We start from the raw sequence: 16359 nt of genomic DNA, 5'->3' as shown, positions 1-16359 counted from the left end.
CGTCGGCCCTGGAAGTTACCGACGAGTACACTGCCCCTCGGGGACACCGCACACCCGTAACACGCAAGCCGCAGGAGACGGAGAGCCGATGCAGCTAGCAGCGATCGTCATCTCGCTGGTCACATTCGTGGTCGGCACCGCGCTCGCCGCTCGTGCGGCGCTGTACATCTACCGGGTGGTGCGCACCGGCCAGCCGGACGCCACCCGCTTCGGGCAGCCCGCGCAGCGGGTGAAGACCGTGGCGGTGGAGTTCGTCGGCCACACCCGGATGAACCGCTGGGGGATCGTCGGCATCGCCCACTGGTTCGTCGCGGTCGGCTTCTTCACCCTGGGCCTGACCCTGCTGACCGCCTTCTTCCAGCTGTTCGACGCCGAGTTCGTGCTGCCGGTGCTCGGCGGCTGGCTTCCGTACGAGCTGTTCACCGAGCTGGTCGGCACCCTCACCACGCTGGGCATCGCGACGCTGATCGTGATCCGCCTGCTGAGCCTGCCCGGCCGGGCGGGCCGCAAGTCCCGCTTCGCCGGCTCGATCGCCTGGCAGGCCTTCTACGTCGAGTACACGATCCTCGGCATCGGCCTGTGCATCATGATCCTGCGCGGCCTGGAGGGCGCGCTGGAGAACGTCGGCTCCTACGAGGCCACGTACCTGATCTCCTACCCGCTGGTGGTGGCCTTCCGCGGCCTGTCCCACGGCACCCTGGAGAACCTGGTCTACCTCTTCGCGATGCTGAAGATCAGCATCTCCTTCGCCTGGGCGATCACCATCGGCATCAACCCCTCCATGGGCGTCGCCTGGCACCGCTTCCTGGGCTTCTTCAACATCTACTTCAAGCGCGAGGAGGACGGCTCCACCGCGCTCGGCGAACTGCGCCCGATGACCAGCGGCGGGCAGCCGATCGACTTCGAGGACCCGGCCGACGACGCCGTCTTCGGCGTCTCCCAGGTCGAGCACTTCTCCTGGAAGGGCATCCTCGACTTCTCCACCTGCACCGAGTGCGGCCGCTGCCAGTCGCAGTGCCCGGCCTGGAACACCGGCAAGCCGCTGTCGCCCAAGCTGCTGATCATGAGCCTGCGCGAGCACGCCTTCGGCAAGGCCCCCTACCTGCTCGCCGGCGGCGGCAAGGACATGGAGGGCACCGAGAAGGCCACCGCCGAGCAGCTCAAGGACGTCCCCGCGGCCGCCCTGGCCGAGGCCGAGCGCCCGCTGGTCGGCACCGCCGAGGAGAACGGCGTCATCGACCCCGACGTGCTGTGGTCCTGCACCACCTGCGGCGCCTGCGTCGAGCAGTGCCCCGTCGACATCGAGCACATCGACCACATCGTCGACATGCGCCGCTACCAGGTGATGATCGAGTCCTCGTTCCCCACCGAGGCCGGCACCATGCTCAAGAACCTGGAGAACAAGGGCAACCCCTGGGGCATGGCCACCAAGGCCCGTCTGGACTGGGTCAAGGAGCTCAAGAAGGAGACCGGCATCGAGGTGCCGGTGATCGGCGAGGACATCGACCCCGCCGAGGTCGAGTACCTGTACTGGGTGGGCTGCGCCGGCGCCCTGGAGGACCGCGCGAAGAAGACCACCAAGGCCTTCGCCGAGCTGCTGCACACCGCCGGCGTGAAGTTCGCGATCCTCGGCAAGGAGGAGTCCTGCACCGGTGACTCCGCCCGCCGCCTGGGCAACGAGTTCCTCTTCCAGATGCTCGGCGCGCAGAACGTCGAGACCCTGAACGCGGCGCTCGAGGACGCCCCGGTCAAGCGGATCGTGGCGACCTGCCCGCACTGCTTCAACACCATCGCCAACGAGTACCCGCAGCTCGGCGGCCACTTCGAGGTCATCCACCACACCCAGCTGCTGCAGCACCTCATCGACGAGGGCAAGCTGGTGCCGGTCAACCCGGTCGAGGGCCTCATCACCTACCACGACCCCTGCTACCTGGGCCGCCACAACAAGGTCTACAGCCCGCCGCGCGAGATCATGGACAAGGTCCCGGGGCTGCGCCAGCAGGAGATGCACCGCCACAAGGAGCGCGGCTTCTGCTGCGGCGCCGGCGGCGCGCGGATGTGGATGGAGGAGCGCATCGGCAAGCGGATCAACACCGAGCGCGTCGACGAGGCGCTGTCCCTCAACCCGGACATCGTCTCCACCGCCTGCCCGTTCTGCCTCGTCATGCTCTCCGACTCGGTCAACGGCAAGAAGAACGAGGGCGCGGCCAAGGAGCACCTGAAGGTCGTCGACGTCGCCCAGCTGCTGCTCGACTCGGTCAAGGCGATCCCGCCGGCCGGGGCCGAGGAGCCGCAGACCGTCGACGCCTGAGGCGCGCCCGACACACCGACGGGGCCGTGGAACCGGCCCGGTTGTTCGACAGTTCTGCAACAACCACCCCGGCCCGGGGGGCGCCGCCAGCGCCCGCCCGGGCCGGGCTTTTCCGCTCCGGCGGCCGCGGCGCGGGCACCGGCCGGGGCGCCGACCACCGGGCCGCCGGGGGGTCGCTCGGTCGGAAGGAAATACAGTAGGCGCCGGACCGGCCGCGAGCCGGTCGATCCGTTCCGGCCCCCGGAACGGCGTCCAGCACACCGACGGAGGTATCGGCCCGCGGGCCGGGCCGCAGAGACCACAAGGGGAACAGCGCAGACCATGACCGAGGCGATCATGCTGGTCGGTGGTAAGGGCACGCGACTGCGTCCGCTGACCACCCACACCCCCAAGCCCATGCTGCCGGTGGCAGGCGTCCCGTTCATCGCGCACCAGCTGGCCCGCGCGGCGGCGGCCGGGGTCACCCGCGTGGTGCTCGCCACCTCCTACCTCGCCGAGGTCTTCGAGGACCACTTCCAGGACGGCACGCCCTACGGCATCGAGCTGGTCTACCTGACCGAGCGCGAGCCGCTCGGCACCGGCGGCGCCATCCGCAACGCGGCCACCGGGCTCACCTGCGGCCCCGACGAGCCGGTCCTGGTGTTCAACGGCGACATCCTCTCCGGCGTCGACATCGCCGCCCTGCGCGACGGCCACGTGGCCGCCGGGGCCGACGTCACCCTGCACCTCACCCGGGTCGAGGACCCGCGCGCCTTCGGGCTCGTGCCCACCGACGCCGACGGGCGGGTGCTGGAGTTCCTGGAGAAGCCGGAGACGCCCGAGCAGATCGTCACCGACCAGATCAACGCCGGCTGCTACGTCTTCACCCGCTCGGTCATCGACCGCATCCCGGCCGGCCGCGAGGTCTCCGTCGAGCGCGAGACCTTCCCCGAGCTGCTGGCCACCGGCGCGCTGCTGCGCGGTGTGGTCGACACCTCGTACTGGCTCGACCTCGGCACCCCGGCCGCCTTCGTGCGCGGCTCGGCCGACCTGGTGCTCGGCAAGGTCGACTCGCCCGCCGTCCCCGGCCCGACCGGCGACGCGCTGCTGCTGCCCGGCTCGACCGTGCGGCACGGGGCGGTGCTCAGCGGCGGCACGGTGGTCTCCGAGGGCGCGGTCGTCGAGGCCGGCGCGATCGTCGAGGGCAGCGTGATCCTGCCCGGCGCCGTCATCGGCCCGGACACCCTGGTCAAGGACTCCATCGTGGGCGCCTTCGCGACCATCGGCGACCGCACCGCGCTGGACGGCGCGGTGATCGGCGACGGTGCGATCGTCGAGTCCGACAACGAGCTGCCGAACGGCGTGCGGATCGCCTGCGGCACCCTGCTGCCGGTCGGCGCGGTGCGCACCTCGGCCGGTCCGGGCGGATGCCCGGCCGGCACCAGCGCCGCCGCCGCGGTGCACGGGCCGAAGGTCGGCGCGCGGCGGTAACAGGCTCGCTGCAAACCGGCCCCGGTCCGGTGCCCGCCCGCCGCGGTGCCCGCCGGGCGGGTACCTTCGGAACGTGGCTGGCAATCGATACGACAGCGGTCAGGGCGCCGACCCCCGTGGCGGGTGGTCGGCGCCCCCGCAGCAGCAGGCGGCGCCCGGGGGGTACGGGCCGACGGACGGGCCGGAGTACTTCACCGGGCCGCAGCAGGGGCCGCACCCGGGGGCGCACCAGGAGCCGTACGGAGCGCCGTACGACCCGTACGGTCCGCGTGCCCCGCACCAGGCCCCGCACCAGGACCCCTACGCGGCCGACAACCCGGGCCACACCCGGGCCTTCCCGGCCGGCGGCGACCCCTACGCGGGCGAGCCGTCCTCCTACGGCCAGGCGCCGTACGGGTACGAGCAGCCCTCGCACCCGGACGCCTACGGCCAGGACAACGTCGCCGTCTACCGGGCCGGCGGGCAGTCCGCGCCGCAGGTCACCGGCCCCCGGCCGACCTGGCGCGAGCTGCTGACCGGCCTGTTCCGCACCCCCACCGCGATCTTCGACCGCACCCGCGACCACCAGGTCTGGCTGCCCGCCGTCACCGTCTCCCTGCTCTACGGCGCCCTCGCCGTGCTCGGCATCGGCCTGACCCGCGACGACGTGGTCAACTCGACCTTCACGGTGGCGCTCACCGCGATGCTCGCCGCCGCGATCGGCTTCACCCTGGCCGGCGCGATGCTCGGAGCCGTGACGTACGGGCTGGCCCGGCAGTTCGGCGGCGACGGCCCCTGGCAGTCCACCGTCGGCCTCGCCGTGCTGATCGGCTGGGTCACCGACGCGCCCCGGCTGCTGCTGGCGCTGGTGCTGCCCGCCGACAACCTGCTCGTCCAGGTCGTCGGCTGGGCGACCTGGCTGCTCTGCGGCTACCTGCTGGCCGCGATGGTCCGCCGGGTGCACGACCTGCCCTGGGGCAAGGCGGCCGGCGCGGCCGCGCTGCAGCTGCTGGCCCTGCTGGTGCTGATCAAGCTGCCGACCCTCGGCTGACCTCGGCGGCGGCCGACTCTCGGCGACAATGGGGACGGGCCTCGCCTCGCGGGGCCCGTTCCGTTTTTCCACCTCTTCCACCTCTTCCACCTGTTCACCCTCACCCGCACGGAGCCAGGCATGACCCTCCCCACCACCCACGTCAGCTTCCCGGCCGGGGCGGTGACCGGCGAGTCGACGGTGCTCGCGGTGCACCCGATGGGCGACGGCCGCTACGCCGTGGTCACCGGGGCGACCCCGTTCCACCCGCTCGACCACACCTGGCCCGACCAGCCCGCCGACCTCGGCACCCTCACCGTGGACGGCGTCGAGCTGGCCGTCGTCGACTGCCTCACCGGCGCGGTGGGCCCGGACGGCGGCGCGCCGCTGGTCGGCGCCGACATCCCGGTCCGGCGCGGCGACGAGGAGTGGTCCTGGCTGGTCCTGCACGTCCTCGCGGCCGACCCGGGCGACCTCGTCGGCCGCACCGCCGTCCTCGCCGTGGACGCCGGGCGCCGCGCCGCGCTGAGCGCCTCGCACAGCGGCTGCCACCTGCTCGCCCTCGCCCTCAACGAGGCGCTCGCGCCGCGCTGGCGCAAGGACCCGGGCCGCTCCGACGCCTTCGGCCACCCGGACTTCGACAGCCTCGCCATGGCGAGCTCGGTGATGGACACCGAGGCGAGCACCGACACCTACCGGCTCGGCAAGTCGCTGCGCAAGAAGGGCTTCACCACCGAGGCCACCGAGGACCTCCCGGCGCTCGCCGACGCCCTGCCCGGGCTCACCGAGGCCGTCAACAGCCGGCTGGCCTCCTGGGTCGCCGCCGACGCCCCGGTGCGCATCGACGTCCCCGGCCCGGAGCTGACCGCCCGCCGCCAGTGGCACTGCGAGCTGCCCGAGGGCGCGGCGCAGATCTTCTGCGGCGGCACCCACCTGCACCACCTGGGCGAGCTGGCCGGGCTCCGCACCGAGCTGAGCCTCTCCGAGGACGGCAGCGAGCTGGTCGCGGTCACCCGCCCGAAGCGCGCCTGAGACGCCGGCGGGCGGTCACCCCCGGAAGGGTGACCGCCCGCACCGTGCGCTCTTCGTCCCGTCCTCGTCCTGCTCAGACGTCCGTACGGTGGAAGTTCAGGTAGGAGCGCGACGGCGTCGGACCGCGCTGCCCCTGGTACCGCGAGCCGTACCGCTCCGAGCCGTACGGGTGCTCCGACGGCGAGGAGAGCCGGAACAGGCAGAGCTGCCCGATCTTCATCCCCGGGTAGAGCTTGATCGGCAGCGTCGCGACGTTCGACAGCTCCAGCGTGACGTGCCCGCTGAAACCCGGGTCGATGAAGCCGGCCGTGGAGTGCGTCAGCAGCCCGAGCCGGCCCAGGCTCGACTTGCCCTCCAGCCGCGAGGCGACGTCATCCGGCAGCGTGATGACCTCGTAGGTCGACGCCAGCACGAACTCGCCCGGGTGCAGGATGAACGCCTCGTCGCCCTCCGGCTCGACCAGCCGGGTCAGGTCCGGCTGCTCCTCGGAGGGGTCGATGTGCGGGTAGCGGTGGTTCTCGAAGACCCGGAAGAAGCGGTCCAGTCGCACGTCGATGCTCGACGGCTGGATCATCGCGGGGTCGAACGGATCGATCACCACCCGGCCGTTGTCGATCTCGGTCCGGATGTCCTTGTCAGAGAGCAGCACGCTTCGAGGTTACGTGCACGACGCGGCCCCGGACGAATCGCCCGGGGCCGCACCTGTCACTTCTCTCCCGTGTCCGCCCTCGTCAGGCGAGGAACTCCGCGGCCTCCAGCCGCAGCGCCCGGGCCAGTTGCGGCTCGGACAGCTCCCGTACGTCGGCCAGCACCGAACTCCGCAGCCGTCCGCACTGCGGACACCTGATCAGCCGGCCGGGCCCCAGCCGACCGGGTCCGAGGTTCTGCATCGGGAACGTGGTGGTGCTGAACAGGTGCCCCTCGGCACAACGAACGACGGCGCGCTGCTCCATCGATCCCCTTCCCATCCTTACCCCAGTACTCACCCGTACTCGTCGCCCCGAACGGCGGAGCCCCCGGGACCAGCGTCACATTAGGGGATGTACCGGACATTCCACACCAAGGCTCGCCGCCCGCGCCCACCCGCCGGGGCACTCTCACGCGGCCCACACAGTACGCCCCCGCCCCCACCCCCGCCGCCGCGCCACAACCACCACCCACCTGTGCGGCTGGCGTCACGGATGGGGTACAGTGAGGGACAGATCGAGCGGTCTCTGACGGCTCATCAGGCGGGCGTAGTTTAATGGTAGAACATGAGCTTCCCAAGCTTAGAGCGCGAGTTCGATTCTCGTCGCCCGCTCCGGTAGTGCGAAAGCCGCAGGTCATTGGACCTGCGGCTTTCGTGTTGTGCGGGGTGGGGCGGGTCAGACGGTGGTGGCGATCCAGCCGATGGTCTCGGTGGTGTGCGGGCCGTCGGACAGTGCTCTGCCGGTGCCGACGAGTTCGTTGAAGCGGATCTTGAAGCCGGTGGTGGTGACGTCGGCGATGCGCAGGCCCGGGGTGTCGGGGCCGTTGAAGGTCTGGACGAACGGAACGACGATCACGTTGGTGTTCTCGGGGAAGGGCGTGGGGAAGGCGACCTGGGTGAAGGTCGAGATGTCCCCGCCGGTGGTCTCCGTGGCGTGGGTGGAGTTGAGCTGCAGCTTGCCGGTCTGGAGCAGGCTCATGGCTTCGGCCTTTCGCTCGTCACACGGGTGTCGCTTCGTCTGCGAAGCAACCGAGGGTGGGATGCCCGCGACGTTCCGCGTTTAGAGCCGGGGTCGCCGGTTCGGGGGATCTGTACCCGTTTCGCTTGCCGGAGTGGAGGGTTGGGGCCCTGGTCAGGGGTGGGGGTAGAGGCGGAGGAAGGCCTGGACGCCGGTGGTGACGGTGGTGTGGAGGGCGGCGTCGGAGATCGGGACGGCGCCGTAGAAGGACTGGTCGGCCGCGCCGCTGAAGGTGAGGAGGGTGAAGTGGGTGGCGGCGAGGTCGGGGTCGTCGAGGGTGAGCAGGCCCTGGGCGGCGAGGCGGGCGAGGTGGTCGGCGAGGTCGCGCTGGGAGGCGAGGGGGCCGGCGGCCAGCCAGGCGGCGAGGACGTCGGGCGGGATGTTGCCGGCCTCGGCGCGGATGGTGCGGCCGAGGGCGTAGTGCTCGCCGGCGGCCAGGACGGCCCTGGCGCGGTCGACGGCGAAGGCGGTCAGGTCGGCCTCCAGGTCGACGATCTTGTGCAGGTGACGGTCGGCCAGGCCGGCGACGATCTCGGTGAGTTCGCCCGCGGTCTCCAGGGCGACGGAGAGGAAGAGCTTCTCCTTGTCGCCGAAGTGGTTGTAGATGGTGCGCTTGGAGACGCCGGCCTCGGTGGCGATGGCGTCGACACTGGCCCGGGTGTAGCCCTCGCGGCCGAACACCGTGCTCGCCGCGCGGGCGATGGCACGGCGCTTCTCCGGCATGCGGCGTGAGGCGGTGGTCGGTGCCGGGTCCACTGTGCTCATCGGGCGGGTCCCTCCTCGGGGTGTTGCACTACCCGGTGCAGTTTACCCGTGGGGGTCGCGATGGCACCGGGTGAGGAGGACCGGAGGGAAAAGCAGGGAGGCGCGGAGCGAGTCCCCCCGGACTCGCTCCGCGCCGCGTCGACGCGCGGCTCTTCGCCGCTCCCCCCGATCGCCCCGGACTCCCGCCGTCCCCCCTGGCGCCGCTCTCCGGCGAGAGCGCTCCGCACAGGCCCGGCAAGCCCCCTTGAGGTGGGGCGTCGTTGATCATTACGGTAACAAACCGCATGGTTGGTTTGTCAATGGTGAATCCGTGCGGCATCCACCATCGGGGATGGGGAGCCGGAGGGCAAGGGGGAAGCGCGGCCACGGGGAAACGGGCTGGTGGAGGCCGGTCGTTCGAAGGCCACCGGGCGGGGGCGCGGTGCGGTGGGGGCGCTTGTTCGGAGTCCGACATTCCGAACGGCCTGTCGGTATCGAGCGGCATGTCGGTGTCAGCGGAGCAGGCGGCGTTCCTTGGCGACGGCCACCGCGCCCGCCCGGGTGTCGACCCCCAGCTTGTCGTAGATCCGGCCCAGGTGGGTCTTCACGGTCGCCTCGCTGATGAACAGCGCGCGGGCGATCTCCCGGTTGCCGAGCCCCTGGGCGAGCTGGGCGAGGATGTCCGTCTCGCGCTCGGTGAGCTGCGGTGCCGGGGCCCGCATCTGCGCCATGACCCGGGAGGCGACCGGCGGCGAGAGCACCGTCCGCCCCCGCGCGGCCGAGTGCACCGCGGCGAACAGCTCCTCCGGCCGTTCGGCCTTCAGCAGGTAGCCGGTCGCGCCCGCGCCGATCGCCCGGGTGATGTCGGCGTCGGTGTCGTACGTGGTCAGGACCAGGACGTGCGGGGCGTGCGGGGCCGCGGTGATCCGGCGGGTGGCCTCCACGCCGTCGATGCCGTCACCGAGCTGGAGGTCCATCAGCACCACCTGCGGGGCCAGCCGGGCCGCCAGGTCGACCGCCTCCTCGCCGCTGCTCGCCTCGCCGACCACCTCGATGTCGCCGGCGCTGGCCAGCAGGGCGAGCAGGCCGGCCCGGACCACGGCGTGGTCGTCGCAGACCAGCAGCCGGACCGGGGACGGGGCGGGGGTGGGGTTCATCGGACGGCTCCAGGGCCCGGGGACGGGCGGTCGGGGGTGAGCGGGACGGCGGCGGAGACCACGGTGCCCTCGCCGGGGGCGCTCTCCACGGTCAGGGTGCCACCGAGCTGGCGCAGCCGGGCGCGCATGGCCGGCAGGCCGTGGCCGCGGCCCGAGGGGGCGGGGGCGGGTGAGGGCGCGGCGGCGGGGGAGAAGCCTCGGCCGTCGTCGGCGATGTCCAGGACGGCCTGGTCGCCGAGGAAGGAGAGGGTCAGCCCGGCGGCCGAGGCCCCGGCGTGCTCGCGGACGTTGGCCAGCGCCCCCTGGGCGATCCGCAGCAGCGCCGACTGCGCGGCCGCCGGCAGCGGCACCGGCGTGCCGTCCAGGTGGAAGCGGACCGGCAACCCGCTCTCGGCGGACTCCCGCTCGGCGAGCGAGCGCAGCGCCTGGTCCAGGGTGCGGCCGTCGGCCAGCTCGGCGGGCGCGAGGTCGTGGACGAAGCGGCGGGCCTCGGCGAGGTTGCGGGCGGCCACCTCGGCGGCGGTGCGGACGTGGCCCCGGGCGGTCGCCGGGTCGCCGTCCCAGGTGCGGTCGGCGGCCTGGAGCAGCATCTGCTGGCTGGACAGGCCCTGGGCGAGGGTGTCGTGGATCTCCATCGCCAGCCGTTCGCGCTCGGCCAGCGTGCCCTCCCGCCGTTCGGTGGCGGCGAGTTCGCGCCGGGTGCGGACCAGGTCGGCGATCAGCGCGCGCTGGCGTTCGGCCTGCCGCTCCATGTAGAGGAAGACGCCGGTGGCCAGCGCGGCGACGGCGGGCGGCAGCAGCACGAGGTTGGCGTCCGGCGGGCCCGGCAGCCGGACCTCGCCGACGACCACCAGCAGGGTGAGCGCCGCGACCAGCGGGATCGCCGCCGGGGTGGGCAGCGTCCGCAGGGCGGTGTAGACCAGCGGGACGGCGCACCAGGAGAAGCTCGGCGCGAGCAGCACCAGGACCACCCAGAGCACGGTCACCACGGCCAGCGGCCAGGCGCGGCGGCGCTGCCCAGGGGCGGGCGGACGGTGGTGGGCGAGCCAGGAGCCGACCGGCTGGACGACGGCCAGGGCGATGCTCAGGCCGAGCACCCAGGGGATGCGCGGGTTGCCGGGGTGGTGGGTGAGGAAGCGGCTGAGCGAGGCGGCGAGCAGGAGGAGGAACGCCGAGTCGAGCAGCACGGCCAGCCGGCCGGCGTCCGGGTCGGGGGAGGAGGGGCCGACGGGGGCGACGGCGGATCCGGGGGAGGCGGGCGGGGGGCCGGGGTGGTGCACGGGCCGCTCCTCGCTCTGTCCGCTCGCCGTCGCGGTCGTCGGTGGCCGCCGGTGGCCGCCGGTCCGGGCTGCGGCGATCCTCCGATGGTGGCCCGTCCGGTCCGGGGACGCATCAACCGATCGGCTGACGGGCCCGTCGTCCATCATGCCCGGCCGCGGTGTCCGGACCGCCGATGTGGCGCGGGGGGCCGTCCACGCAGGATCGAACCCGTCCCCACCACCGCCATCCGACGAGGAGCCGGACCATGAAGAAGACCTCCGTTCGCACCAAGGTGCTGACCGGCACCGTCGCCGCCGCCGCGCTGGCCGCCGCGACCGTCGGTGCCGTCTCGGCCAGCGCCGAGGCCACCGACACCCCGGCCGTCGCCGCCGCCGCGGTCAAGGCCGACGCCCAGAACAAGAACCTGGCCCAGACCACCGGCCTGACCATCGAGGCCGCCACCAAGGCCGCCCAGGCCACCCTGGACGCGGCCGCCAAGGCCGGCCAGCGGGTCTCGGTGGCCGTCGTCGACCGCGACGGCGTCACCCGGGTGCTGCTCAAGGGCGACGGCGCCGGCCCGCAGTCGCCGGAGTCGGCGGTGCGCAAGGCGTTCACGGCGGTCTCCTGGAACGCGCCCACCTCCGAGCTGGCCAAGCGCCTCGCCCAGGCCCCGAACCTCAAGGACATCCCGAACACCCTGTTCCTGGCCGGCGGTGCCCCGGTGCAGTCCAAGGGCGCGCCGGTGGCGGCCATCGGTGTCGCGGGCGCGCCCAGCGGCGACCTCGACGAGCAGTTCGCGCAGGCGGGCGTCGAGGCGCTCGCCAAGTAGCACCCACCGAGCAGCACCCACCGAGAGCGCCCGCCGAGCAGCGCCCGCCGAGCAGCGCCCGCCGAGCAGCACCCGCCGAGAGCACCGGCCGCCGCCGAGGGCGCGCGGCCGGCCCGCGCGCGCCGGGGCGGACCCCCGACCGCCCCGGCGCACGCCACCGCCCCGGTGGGCTCCCCGTACGGGTGAAGGTCGCGCCGGTCGCCGCAGAACACGGGGCCGTCCGCCGAAAAGCCGCTGCCGCTGTCGGTGGCGCGTGGCAGGCTTCCCGCTATGACGGCGTGGACCCTCAACGACATCGAACGTGCGATCCGCTCCTCCTGGGGTGTCGACACCTGCGCGCCCGAGGACCAGGCCCAGTGGCGTCCCGACAATCCCGCCCACGGCCAGTGCCGGGCGACCGCCCTGGTGGTGCACGACCTGCTCGGCGGCGAGCTGATGATGGGCGAGGTGTCCACCGACGGGGTCCGCACGGACCTGCACTGGTGGAACCGGTCCGCGGCCGGCGCCGAGATCGACATGACCCGCTCGCGGTTCGGCCCGGACGAGCGGGTCGGCCCCGGCCGGCCGGTCGCCCGCCCGCTGCGCCCCGGCCGCCTGCAGGCGCAGTACCAGCTGCTGCGCCACCGGGTCGTCGCGCACCTGGAGGCCGGCTCGGCGGACGGGCGGCACGCCGCGGCGGCCTGACGCGGCGCTCACCCGGCACCCGCCCCCGGTGGCGCGACCTGGCCGATCGCACGACCGTCCGGCCTCCGGCGTACGGCGCCCGGCCGCCGGTGTCCGGCGTCTGACGTACAGTCGGTTGATCGTGGTCGGAGGACCGCTCCGGCCGCCGGGCGACAGCGGGAGTGCGCGATGAGCGGGATGACGGTCGGCTTCGTCGGACTGGGCGCGATGGGGCAGGGCATGGCCGGCAACCTGGTGAAGGCCGGGCACACCGTCCGGGTCTGGAACCGCTCGCCCGCGCCGGTGGCCGCCATGGTCGCCCGGGGCGCCCTGGCCGCCGACGGTCTGGCCGACGTCTTCGCGGCCGACGTGGTCGTCTCGATGCTCGCCAACGACGACGCCGTGGAGCGGCTGCTGCTCGACCCGGCCCTGCTGGAGGCCGCCACGGCGGGCGTGCACGTCAACATGGCCTCCGTCTCGGTCGCCCTGGCCGAGCGCGCCGAGGCCCTGCACGCCGAGTACGGCATCGGCTACGTCGCCGCGCCGGTGCTCGGCCGCCCGCCGGTCGCGGAGGCCGGTGAGCTCAACATCCTGGCCGCCGGGAGCGCGGAGTCGCTGGCGGCGGTCGAGCCGCTGTTCGCGGCGATGGGCCGGCGGGTCTGGCACTTCGGCGAGCGCCCGGGCCAGGCCAACACCGCCAAGATCAGCGCCAACTTCCTGCTCGCCTGCGCGATCGAGTCGATGGCCGAGGCGTGCAGCCTGGCCGAGGCCAACGGCGTCCGGCCGACCGACCTGATCGAGATGCTCAGCGGGACGCTCTTCCCGGGGCCGATCTACTCCGGCTACGGCGCGATGGTCGCCGAACGCCGTTACGAGCCCGCCGGGTTCAAGCTGCCGCTCGGACTCAAGGACGTCGGCCTCGCGCTCTCCGCCGGCGAGGCGAAGCACGTGCCGCTGCCGTTCGGCAGCGTGCTGCGGGACGCGTTCCTGGACGCGCTGGCGCACGGGGACGGCGAGAAGGACTGGGCGGCGGTCGCGGCCGTCGCGCGCCGGCGGGCCGGGCTGCCGGAGTAGCGCGCGAGGACGGAACGGCGCGGGCGGAGGGCGGAACGGAGCGGCGCGGGCGAGGGGCCGTGCGGTACCGTCCTGCGGACGTGTACCGGTCACCCCGGCGCCACCTGGCGGTCGGGAGCAAAAGCCCTGTGCCGGGGCAGAGTTGGGCCAACCGGACAGAATTTCTCCGACCGCCGCCGGAAACCGGCACCCGCCTTCCGGCGCCGTCGCGGCCTTCGGTAGTCTCCGTCGGACTTTCAGCTTCGCGGGGGGATCGCGGCTCGGACGGCCGCTCGGTCCTTCCGCGCTCCCGGGCCGCGCCCGGACACTCTCGTGAGGTCTCCCTTGTCCATCTCCATACCTCGCAGTCTCGCCCTGGCCGGCGCCGCAGCGCTCGCCGCCTCGATGGCCCTGACCGGCGCCCAGGGCGCGGTGGCAGCCGCCACCACCGGATCGTCGCCCGCCGCCGCGGCGCAGGCCGACAAGGCCGCCGCCCGCGCGCTCGACCTGTCCCTGGACGGGGTGCCGCGGACCTTCGTCGCCGGCGGCGACACCAAGCTGTTCAACTTCACGGTCGACAACAACACCAAGCACGACTTCGTCTACTACCCGCTGCTCAAGTTCAAGAACGCCAAGGGCAACCTGCGCGGGGAGCACCTCAAGGTCGAGTACCAGCTGCCCGAGTCGCTGGACCGGACCAAGAGCTGGCTGCCTGCCAAGCCCGCGCCGGGCGGCGGCGAGAGCGACGACGAGGGCGTGCTGTTCCTGCTGGCCAAGCTCATCGACAACGCGGTGCCGGACTACAAGAGCTCGCTGCTCGCCGTGAACAAGGGCAACAGCGTCACCGTCACCGTCCGCGTCTCGGTCACCAAGGACGCGCCGCTCGGCACGGCCGGCGTGGTGCCGGTGGTCTTCGCCTCCAAGGTGGAGGCCAACAAGCCGGTCGGACCGGGTGAGTTCGCCGGTGACGGCGAGTGCGCCGAGCGGTTCAGGATCGTGGCGGGCGGCAAGCCGAGCCCCACCGCCACGCCGACGCCCACCAAGACGACCAGCCCGAGCGCGAGCCCGACCGGCAGCCCCTCGGCCACCACCTCGCCGTCGGCGACCACCTCGCCGACCACCACGCCGTCCGCCACCGGGACGCCGACCGGGACGCCGACCGGCAGCCCGAGCGCCACGGTCACGCCGAGCGCGAGCACCAGCCCGTCGGCGACCGGCACCCCGTCCGCCACCGCGACGCCGAGCGCCACGTCGAGCACGACGCCGTCCGCGACCGCCACGCCGAGCGCGAGCGCGACGCCGTCGGGCAGCGCTTCGCCGAGCGCTTCCCCCAGCGCGTCGCCGAGCGCGTCGACGACCTCCGGCGCGAGCGTGTCGCCGAGCGCCTCCGGCCCGGTCACCTCGGCCCCGGCGGGCACGCCGGGCGACGACGAGGAGACCGGTGCCCGGCAGCCGATCGACTTCCCGGTGAAGGTGCCGGCCATCGCGCCGCTGCCGATCACCCCGGAGGCCGTCGTCCAGGCGCGGTCCAACGCCGACAAGGCCCTGGCCACCACCGGTGGCGGTGACGACACCACCGGCATCGCCATCGCCGGCGGCGCCGTCCTCGCGGCCGGTGTCGGCACCCTGGTGGTGCTCCGCCGCCGTCGCGCCGCGCAGCACGGCTGATCCGCCGACGGCGCGCCACACGACGCGCACCAACCGCCCGTGTCCCCGGTCCACCGGGGGCACGGGCGGTTGCGAAGGGCCGCCCGGGCCGTGCCTAGGATGACCGTCCGAGGGGGCCGACACGGGGGCAGGCGAGGTACCGGGGTGCGGGGAAGGGGCGCGGGGCGCTCGGCAGGGCCGGCACGGTCGCGGCACGCGGCGCGGGCCGGCACCGACCACGCGGCCACCACCGGCCGGATCGCGGGCCTGCCGGTCCGCGGACACCACGTGGTGCTGTCCGCCTGGACGCTCCTCTGGTTCCTGCTGGTCGCGCCGAACGGCGGGTTCTCCTGGCACTACCTGCGCCAGGGCGAGGACCTGCTCTTCAGCGGCCGGCCGGACGGCGGCCTCGGGCTCTACGCCCACCACCCCGAGCTGCAGATCGGCCCGGTCAGCCTGGCGGTGGCCCGGCTCTTCGCCCCGTTCCCGCCGGGGACCGGCGAAGTGCTCGCCGAGGCGGTGATGTCCGCACTGGGCCTGGCGATGCTGGTCCTGGTCGGCCGCACCGCCGCCCGGTACTACCTGGGCACCGGCACCAACCACCGCCGGCTCCAGCAGCGGCTGCTGATCGCCGGGCTGGCGTTCATCCCGATGTGGGTCGAGGTGTCCGTGCGCTTCGCGCACCTGGACGACGTGCTGGCGCTGTTCTTCACCACCCTCGCCGCGTACGAGCTCAGCCGGGGCCGGGCCGCCCTGGTCGGCGTGCACCTGGCGCTGGCGGTGGATGCCAAACCCTGGGCGCTGGCCTTCGCGCCGCTGGTCCTCGCGCTGCCCAGGGCCGGATGGCCGCGGGCGGCGCTCTGGTTCGCCGGGCTGGTGGCCGTCGCCTGGCTGCCGTTCTACCTGGGCGACCTGGACACCATGGCGGCCGCGAAGTTCACCATCCCCAACCAGCCCGCCTCGGCGCTGCGCTGGTTCGGGGTGACCGATCCGGCGACGCCGTGGTGGGACCGCCCGGCGCAGTTCGCCCTCGGCCTGTCCCTCGGCTGCCTGGCGGTGTGGCGAGGCCGCTGGCCGGCCGTCGTCCTGCTGGGGGCGGACGCCCGGATCCTGCTCGACCCGAGCGTCTACACGTACTACTCGGCGTCGATCCTGCTCGGCACGCTGCTCTGGGACACGGTCGGCCAGCGGCGGCTGGTGCCGTGGTGGAGCTGGACAGCGCTGGCCGCCCTGTACGGCGGCACGCTGTTCCTCCCGTCCGACCCGGCGCGCGGGTTCGTCCGGCTCGCCTTCGTGGTGCTCTCGGCGGGTTACGTGCTGCTCTGGCCCACCCGGCCGCGGCGCGGCGGGCGCGGCGGCGGCTCGCGACGGGTCGCCGGTCAGGACGGCGCGCGGCGGCGCGCCGAACGCGGGCCGGCCGCCGACCGACCCGTACCGGAACCGGCTTGACCCTCACGCAACGGGAGGAGGGAGGGTCG

14 protein-coding genes, 1 tRNA gene and 1 pseudogene are annotated in these 16359 nt (G+C 73.7%); 10 read left to right on the top strand and 6 right to left on the bottom strand.

Annotation, left to right across the window (positions count from 1 at the left end):
- Window positions 1-88: 88 nt before the first annotated feature.
- From ABT093_RS02350 to ABT093_RS02335, 4 genes and pseudogenes are all read left to right on the top strand, one after another.
- Window positions 89-2311: a (Fe-S)-binding protein gene (locus ABT093_RS02350; RefSeq protein WP_350559090.1), complete on the top strand. Its 2223-nt coding sequence runs from the start codon at window positions 89-91 to the stop codon at window positions 2309-2311.
- Between the two features lie 321 nt (window positions 2312-2632).
- Window positions 2633-3706: pseudogene (gene manB / locus ABT093_RS02345) on the top strand (mannose-1-phosphate guanylyltransferase); the annotation flags it as partial.
- Window positions 3707-3854: 148 nt separating this feature from the next.
- Window positions 3855-4811 carry a Yip1 family protein gene (locus ABT093_RS02340; RefSeq protein ID WP_350559087.1) on the top strand — a complete coding sequence of 319 codons (957 nt, stop codon included), beginning with the start codon at window positions 3855-3857 and terminating at the stop codon, window positions 4809-4811.
- A gap of 120 nt (window positions 4812-4931) precedes the next feature.
- Window positions 4932-5822 carry an alanyl-tRNA editing protein gene (locus ABT093_RS02335; RefSeq protein ID WP_350559084.1) on the top strand — a complete coding sequence of 297 codons (891 nt, stop codon included), beginning with the start codon at window positions 4932-4934 and terminating at the stop codon, window positions 5820-5822.
- Window positions 5823-5895: 73 nt separating this feature from the next.
- Here the strand turns inward: ABT093_RS02335 and dcd are convergent, their stop codons facing one another.
- Window positions 5896-6471, bottom strand: coding sequence for a dCTP deaminase (gene dcd, locus ABT093_RS02330; protein ID WP_350559081.1), 576 nt, complete (start codon window positions 6469-6471; stop codon window positions 5896-5898).
- Window positions 6472-6553: 82 nt separating this feature from the next.
- Entirely contained in the window at window positions 6554-6790 is a 237-nt protein-coding gene (locus tag ABT093_RS02325) for a hypothetical protein (protein WP_045938839.1), read from the bottom strand.
- Window positions 6791-7051: 261 nt separating this feature from the next.
- Between ABT093_RS02325 and ABT093_RS02320 the strand changes: the two genes are divergently transcribed.
- Window positions 7052-7122, top strand: a tRNA-Gly gene (locus ABT093_RS02320).
- A 64-nt stretch (window positions 7123-7186) separates the two neighbouring features.
- Here ABT093_RS02320 and ABT093_RS02315 read toward each other — a convergent pair.
- The 4 genes from ABT093_RS02315 to ABT093_RS02300 form a co-directional block, all read right to left on the bottom strand.
- The gene (locus tag ABT093_RS02315; RefSeq protein WP_350559077.1) at window positions 7187-7489 is read right to left on the bottom strand and encodes a hypothetical protein; all 303 of its coding nucleotides are present in this window, start codon (window positions 7487-7489) and stop codon (window positions 7187-7189) included.
- 153 nt (window positions 7490-7642) lie between these two features.
- Window positions 7643-8293 (bottom strand): TetR/AcrR family transcriptional regulator, encoded by a 651-nt coding sequence (locus ABT093_RS02310; RefSeq protein WP_350559074.1) that lies wholly within the window; start codon window positions 8291-8293, stop codon window positions 7643-7645.
- A gap of 491 nt (window positions 8294-8784) precedes the next feature.
- Window positions 8785-9429, bottom strand: a complete 645-nt coding sequence (locus tag ABT093_RS02305; RefSeq protein ID WP_350559071.1) for a response regulator — start codon at window positions 9427-9429, stop codon at window positions 8785-8787.
- Complete coding sequence (locus ABT093_RS02300) at window positions 9426-10709, bottom strand: sensor histidine kinase (RefSeq protein WP_350559068.1); 1284 nt, start codon at window positions 10707-10709, stop codon at window positions 9426-9428. The genes ABT093_RS02305 and ABT093_RS02300 overlap by 4 nt, the downstream gene beginning before the upstream one ends.
- Window positions 10710-10954: 245 nt before the next feature.
- On the opposite strand from ABT093_RS02300, the gene ABT093_RS02295 reads away from it, so the two are divergent.
- From ABT093_RS02295 to ABT093_RS02275, 5 genes are all read left to right on the top strand, one after another.
- Window positions 10955-11518: a GlcG/HbpS family heme-binding protein gene (locus ABT093_RS02295; RefSeq protein ID WP_350559065.1), complete on the top strand. Its 564-nt coding sequence runs from the start codon at window positions 10955-10957 to the stop codon at window positions 11516-11518.
- Window positions 11519-11788: 270 nt separating this feature from the next.
- Window positions 11789-12202 (top strand): YunG family protein, encoded by a 414-nt coding sequence (locus ABT093_RS02290; RefSeq protein WP_350559062.1) that lies wholly within the window; start codon window positions 11789-11791, stop codon window positions 12200-12202.
- 168 nt (window positions 12203-12370) lie between these two features.
- A complete protein-coding gene (locus ABT093_RS02285) occupies window positions 12371-13255 on the top strand; it encodes an NAD(P)-dependent oxidoreductase (protein WP_350797879.1) in 885 nt (294 codons plus the stop codon).
- 324 nt (window positions 13256-13579) lie between these two features.
- Window positions 13580-14902: an LPXTG cell wall anchor domain-containing protein gene (locus ABT093_RS02280; protein ID WP_350559059.1), complete on the top strand. Its 1323-nt coding sequence runs from the start codon at window positions 13580-13582 to the stop codon at window positions 14900-14902.
- Between the two features lie 267 nt (window positions 14903-15169).
- The gene (locus ABT093_RS02275; protein ID WP_350559056.1) at window positions 15170-16330 is read left to right on the top strand and encodes a hypothetical protein; all 1161 of its coding nucleotides are present in this window, start codon (window positions 15170-15172) and stop codon (window positions 16328-16330) included.
- The last annotated feature ends 29 nt before the right edge of the window (window positions 16331-16359 follow it).

Origin of the sequence: Kitasatospora sp. NPDC002551 (assembly GCF_040296005.1) — a bacterium.
Lineage (GTDB): Bacteria > Actinomycetota > Actinomycetes > Streptomycetales > Streptomycetaceae > Kitasatospora.
Note: the sequence above shows the minus strand (reverse complement) of the source record. Positions and strands in the feature narration are given on the sequence as shown.

What these genes read in the sequence shown, in the direction of transcription:
- ABT093_RS02350 (WP_350559090.1), top strand. Translation starts at nt 89, where the DNA reads ATGCAGCTAGCAGCGATCGTCATCTCGCTGGTCACATTCGTGGTCGGC.
- ABT093_RS02335 (WP_350559084.1), top strand. Translation starts at nt 4,932, where the DNA reads ATGACCCTCCCCACCACCCACGTCAGCTTCCCGGCCGGGGCGGTGACC.
- ABT093_RS02325 (WP_045938839.1), bottom strand. Translation starts at nt 6,790, where the DNA reads ATGGGAAGGGGATCGATGGAGCAGCGCGCCGTCGTTCGTTGTGCCGAG.
- ABT093_RS02315 (WP_350559077.1), bottom strand. Translation starts at nt 7,489, where the DNA reads ATGAGCCTGCTCCAGACCGGCAAGCTGCAGCTCAACTCCACCCACGCC.
- ABT093_RS02310 (WP_350559074.1), bottom strand. Translation starts at nt 8,293, where the DNA reads ATGAGCACAGTGGACCCGGCACCGACCACCGCCTCACGCCGCATGCCG.
- ABT093_RS02305 (WP_350559071.1), bottom strand. Translation starts at nt 9,429, where the DNA reads ATGAACCCCACCCCCGCCCCGTCCCCGGTCCGGCTGCTGGTCTGCGAC.
- ABT093_RS02295 (WP_350559065.1), top strand. Translation starts at nt 10,955, where the DNA reads ATGAAGAAGACCTCCGTTCGCACCAAGGTGCTGACCGGCACCGTCGCC.
- ABT093_RS02290 (WP_350559062.1), top strand. Translation starts at nt 11,789, where the DNA reads ATGACGGCGTGGACCCTCAACGACATCGAACGTGCGATCCGCTCCTCC.
- ABT093_RS02285 (WP_350797879.1), top strand. Translation starts at nt 12,371, where the DNA reads ATGAGCGGGATGACGGTCGGCTTCGTCGGACTGGGCGCGATGGGGCAG.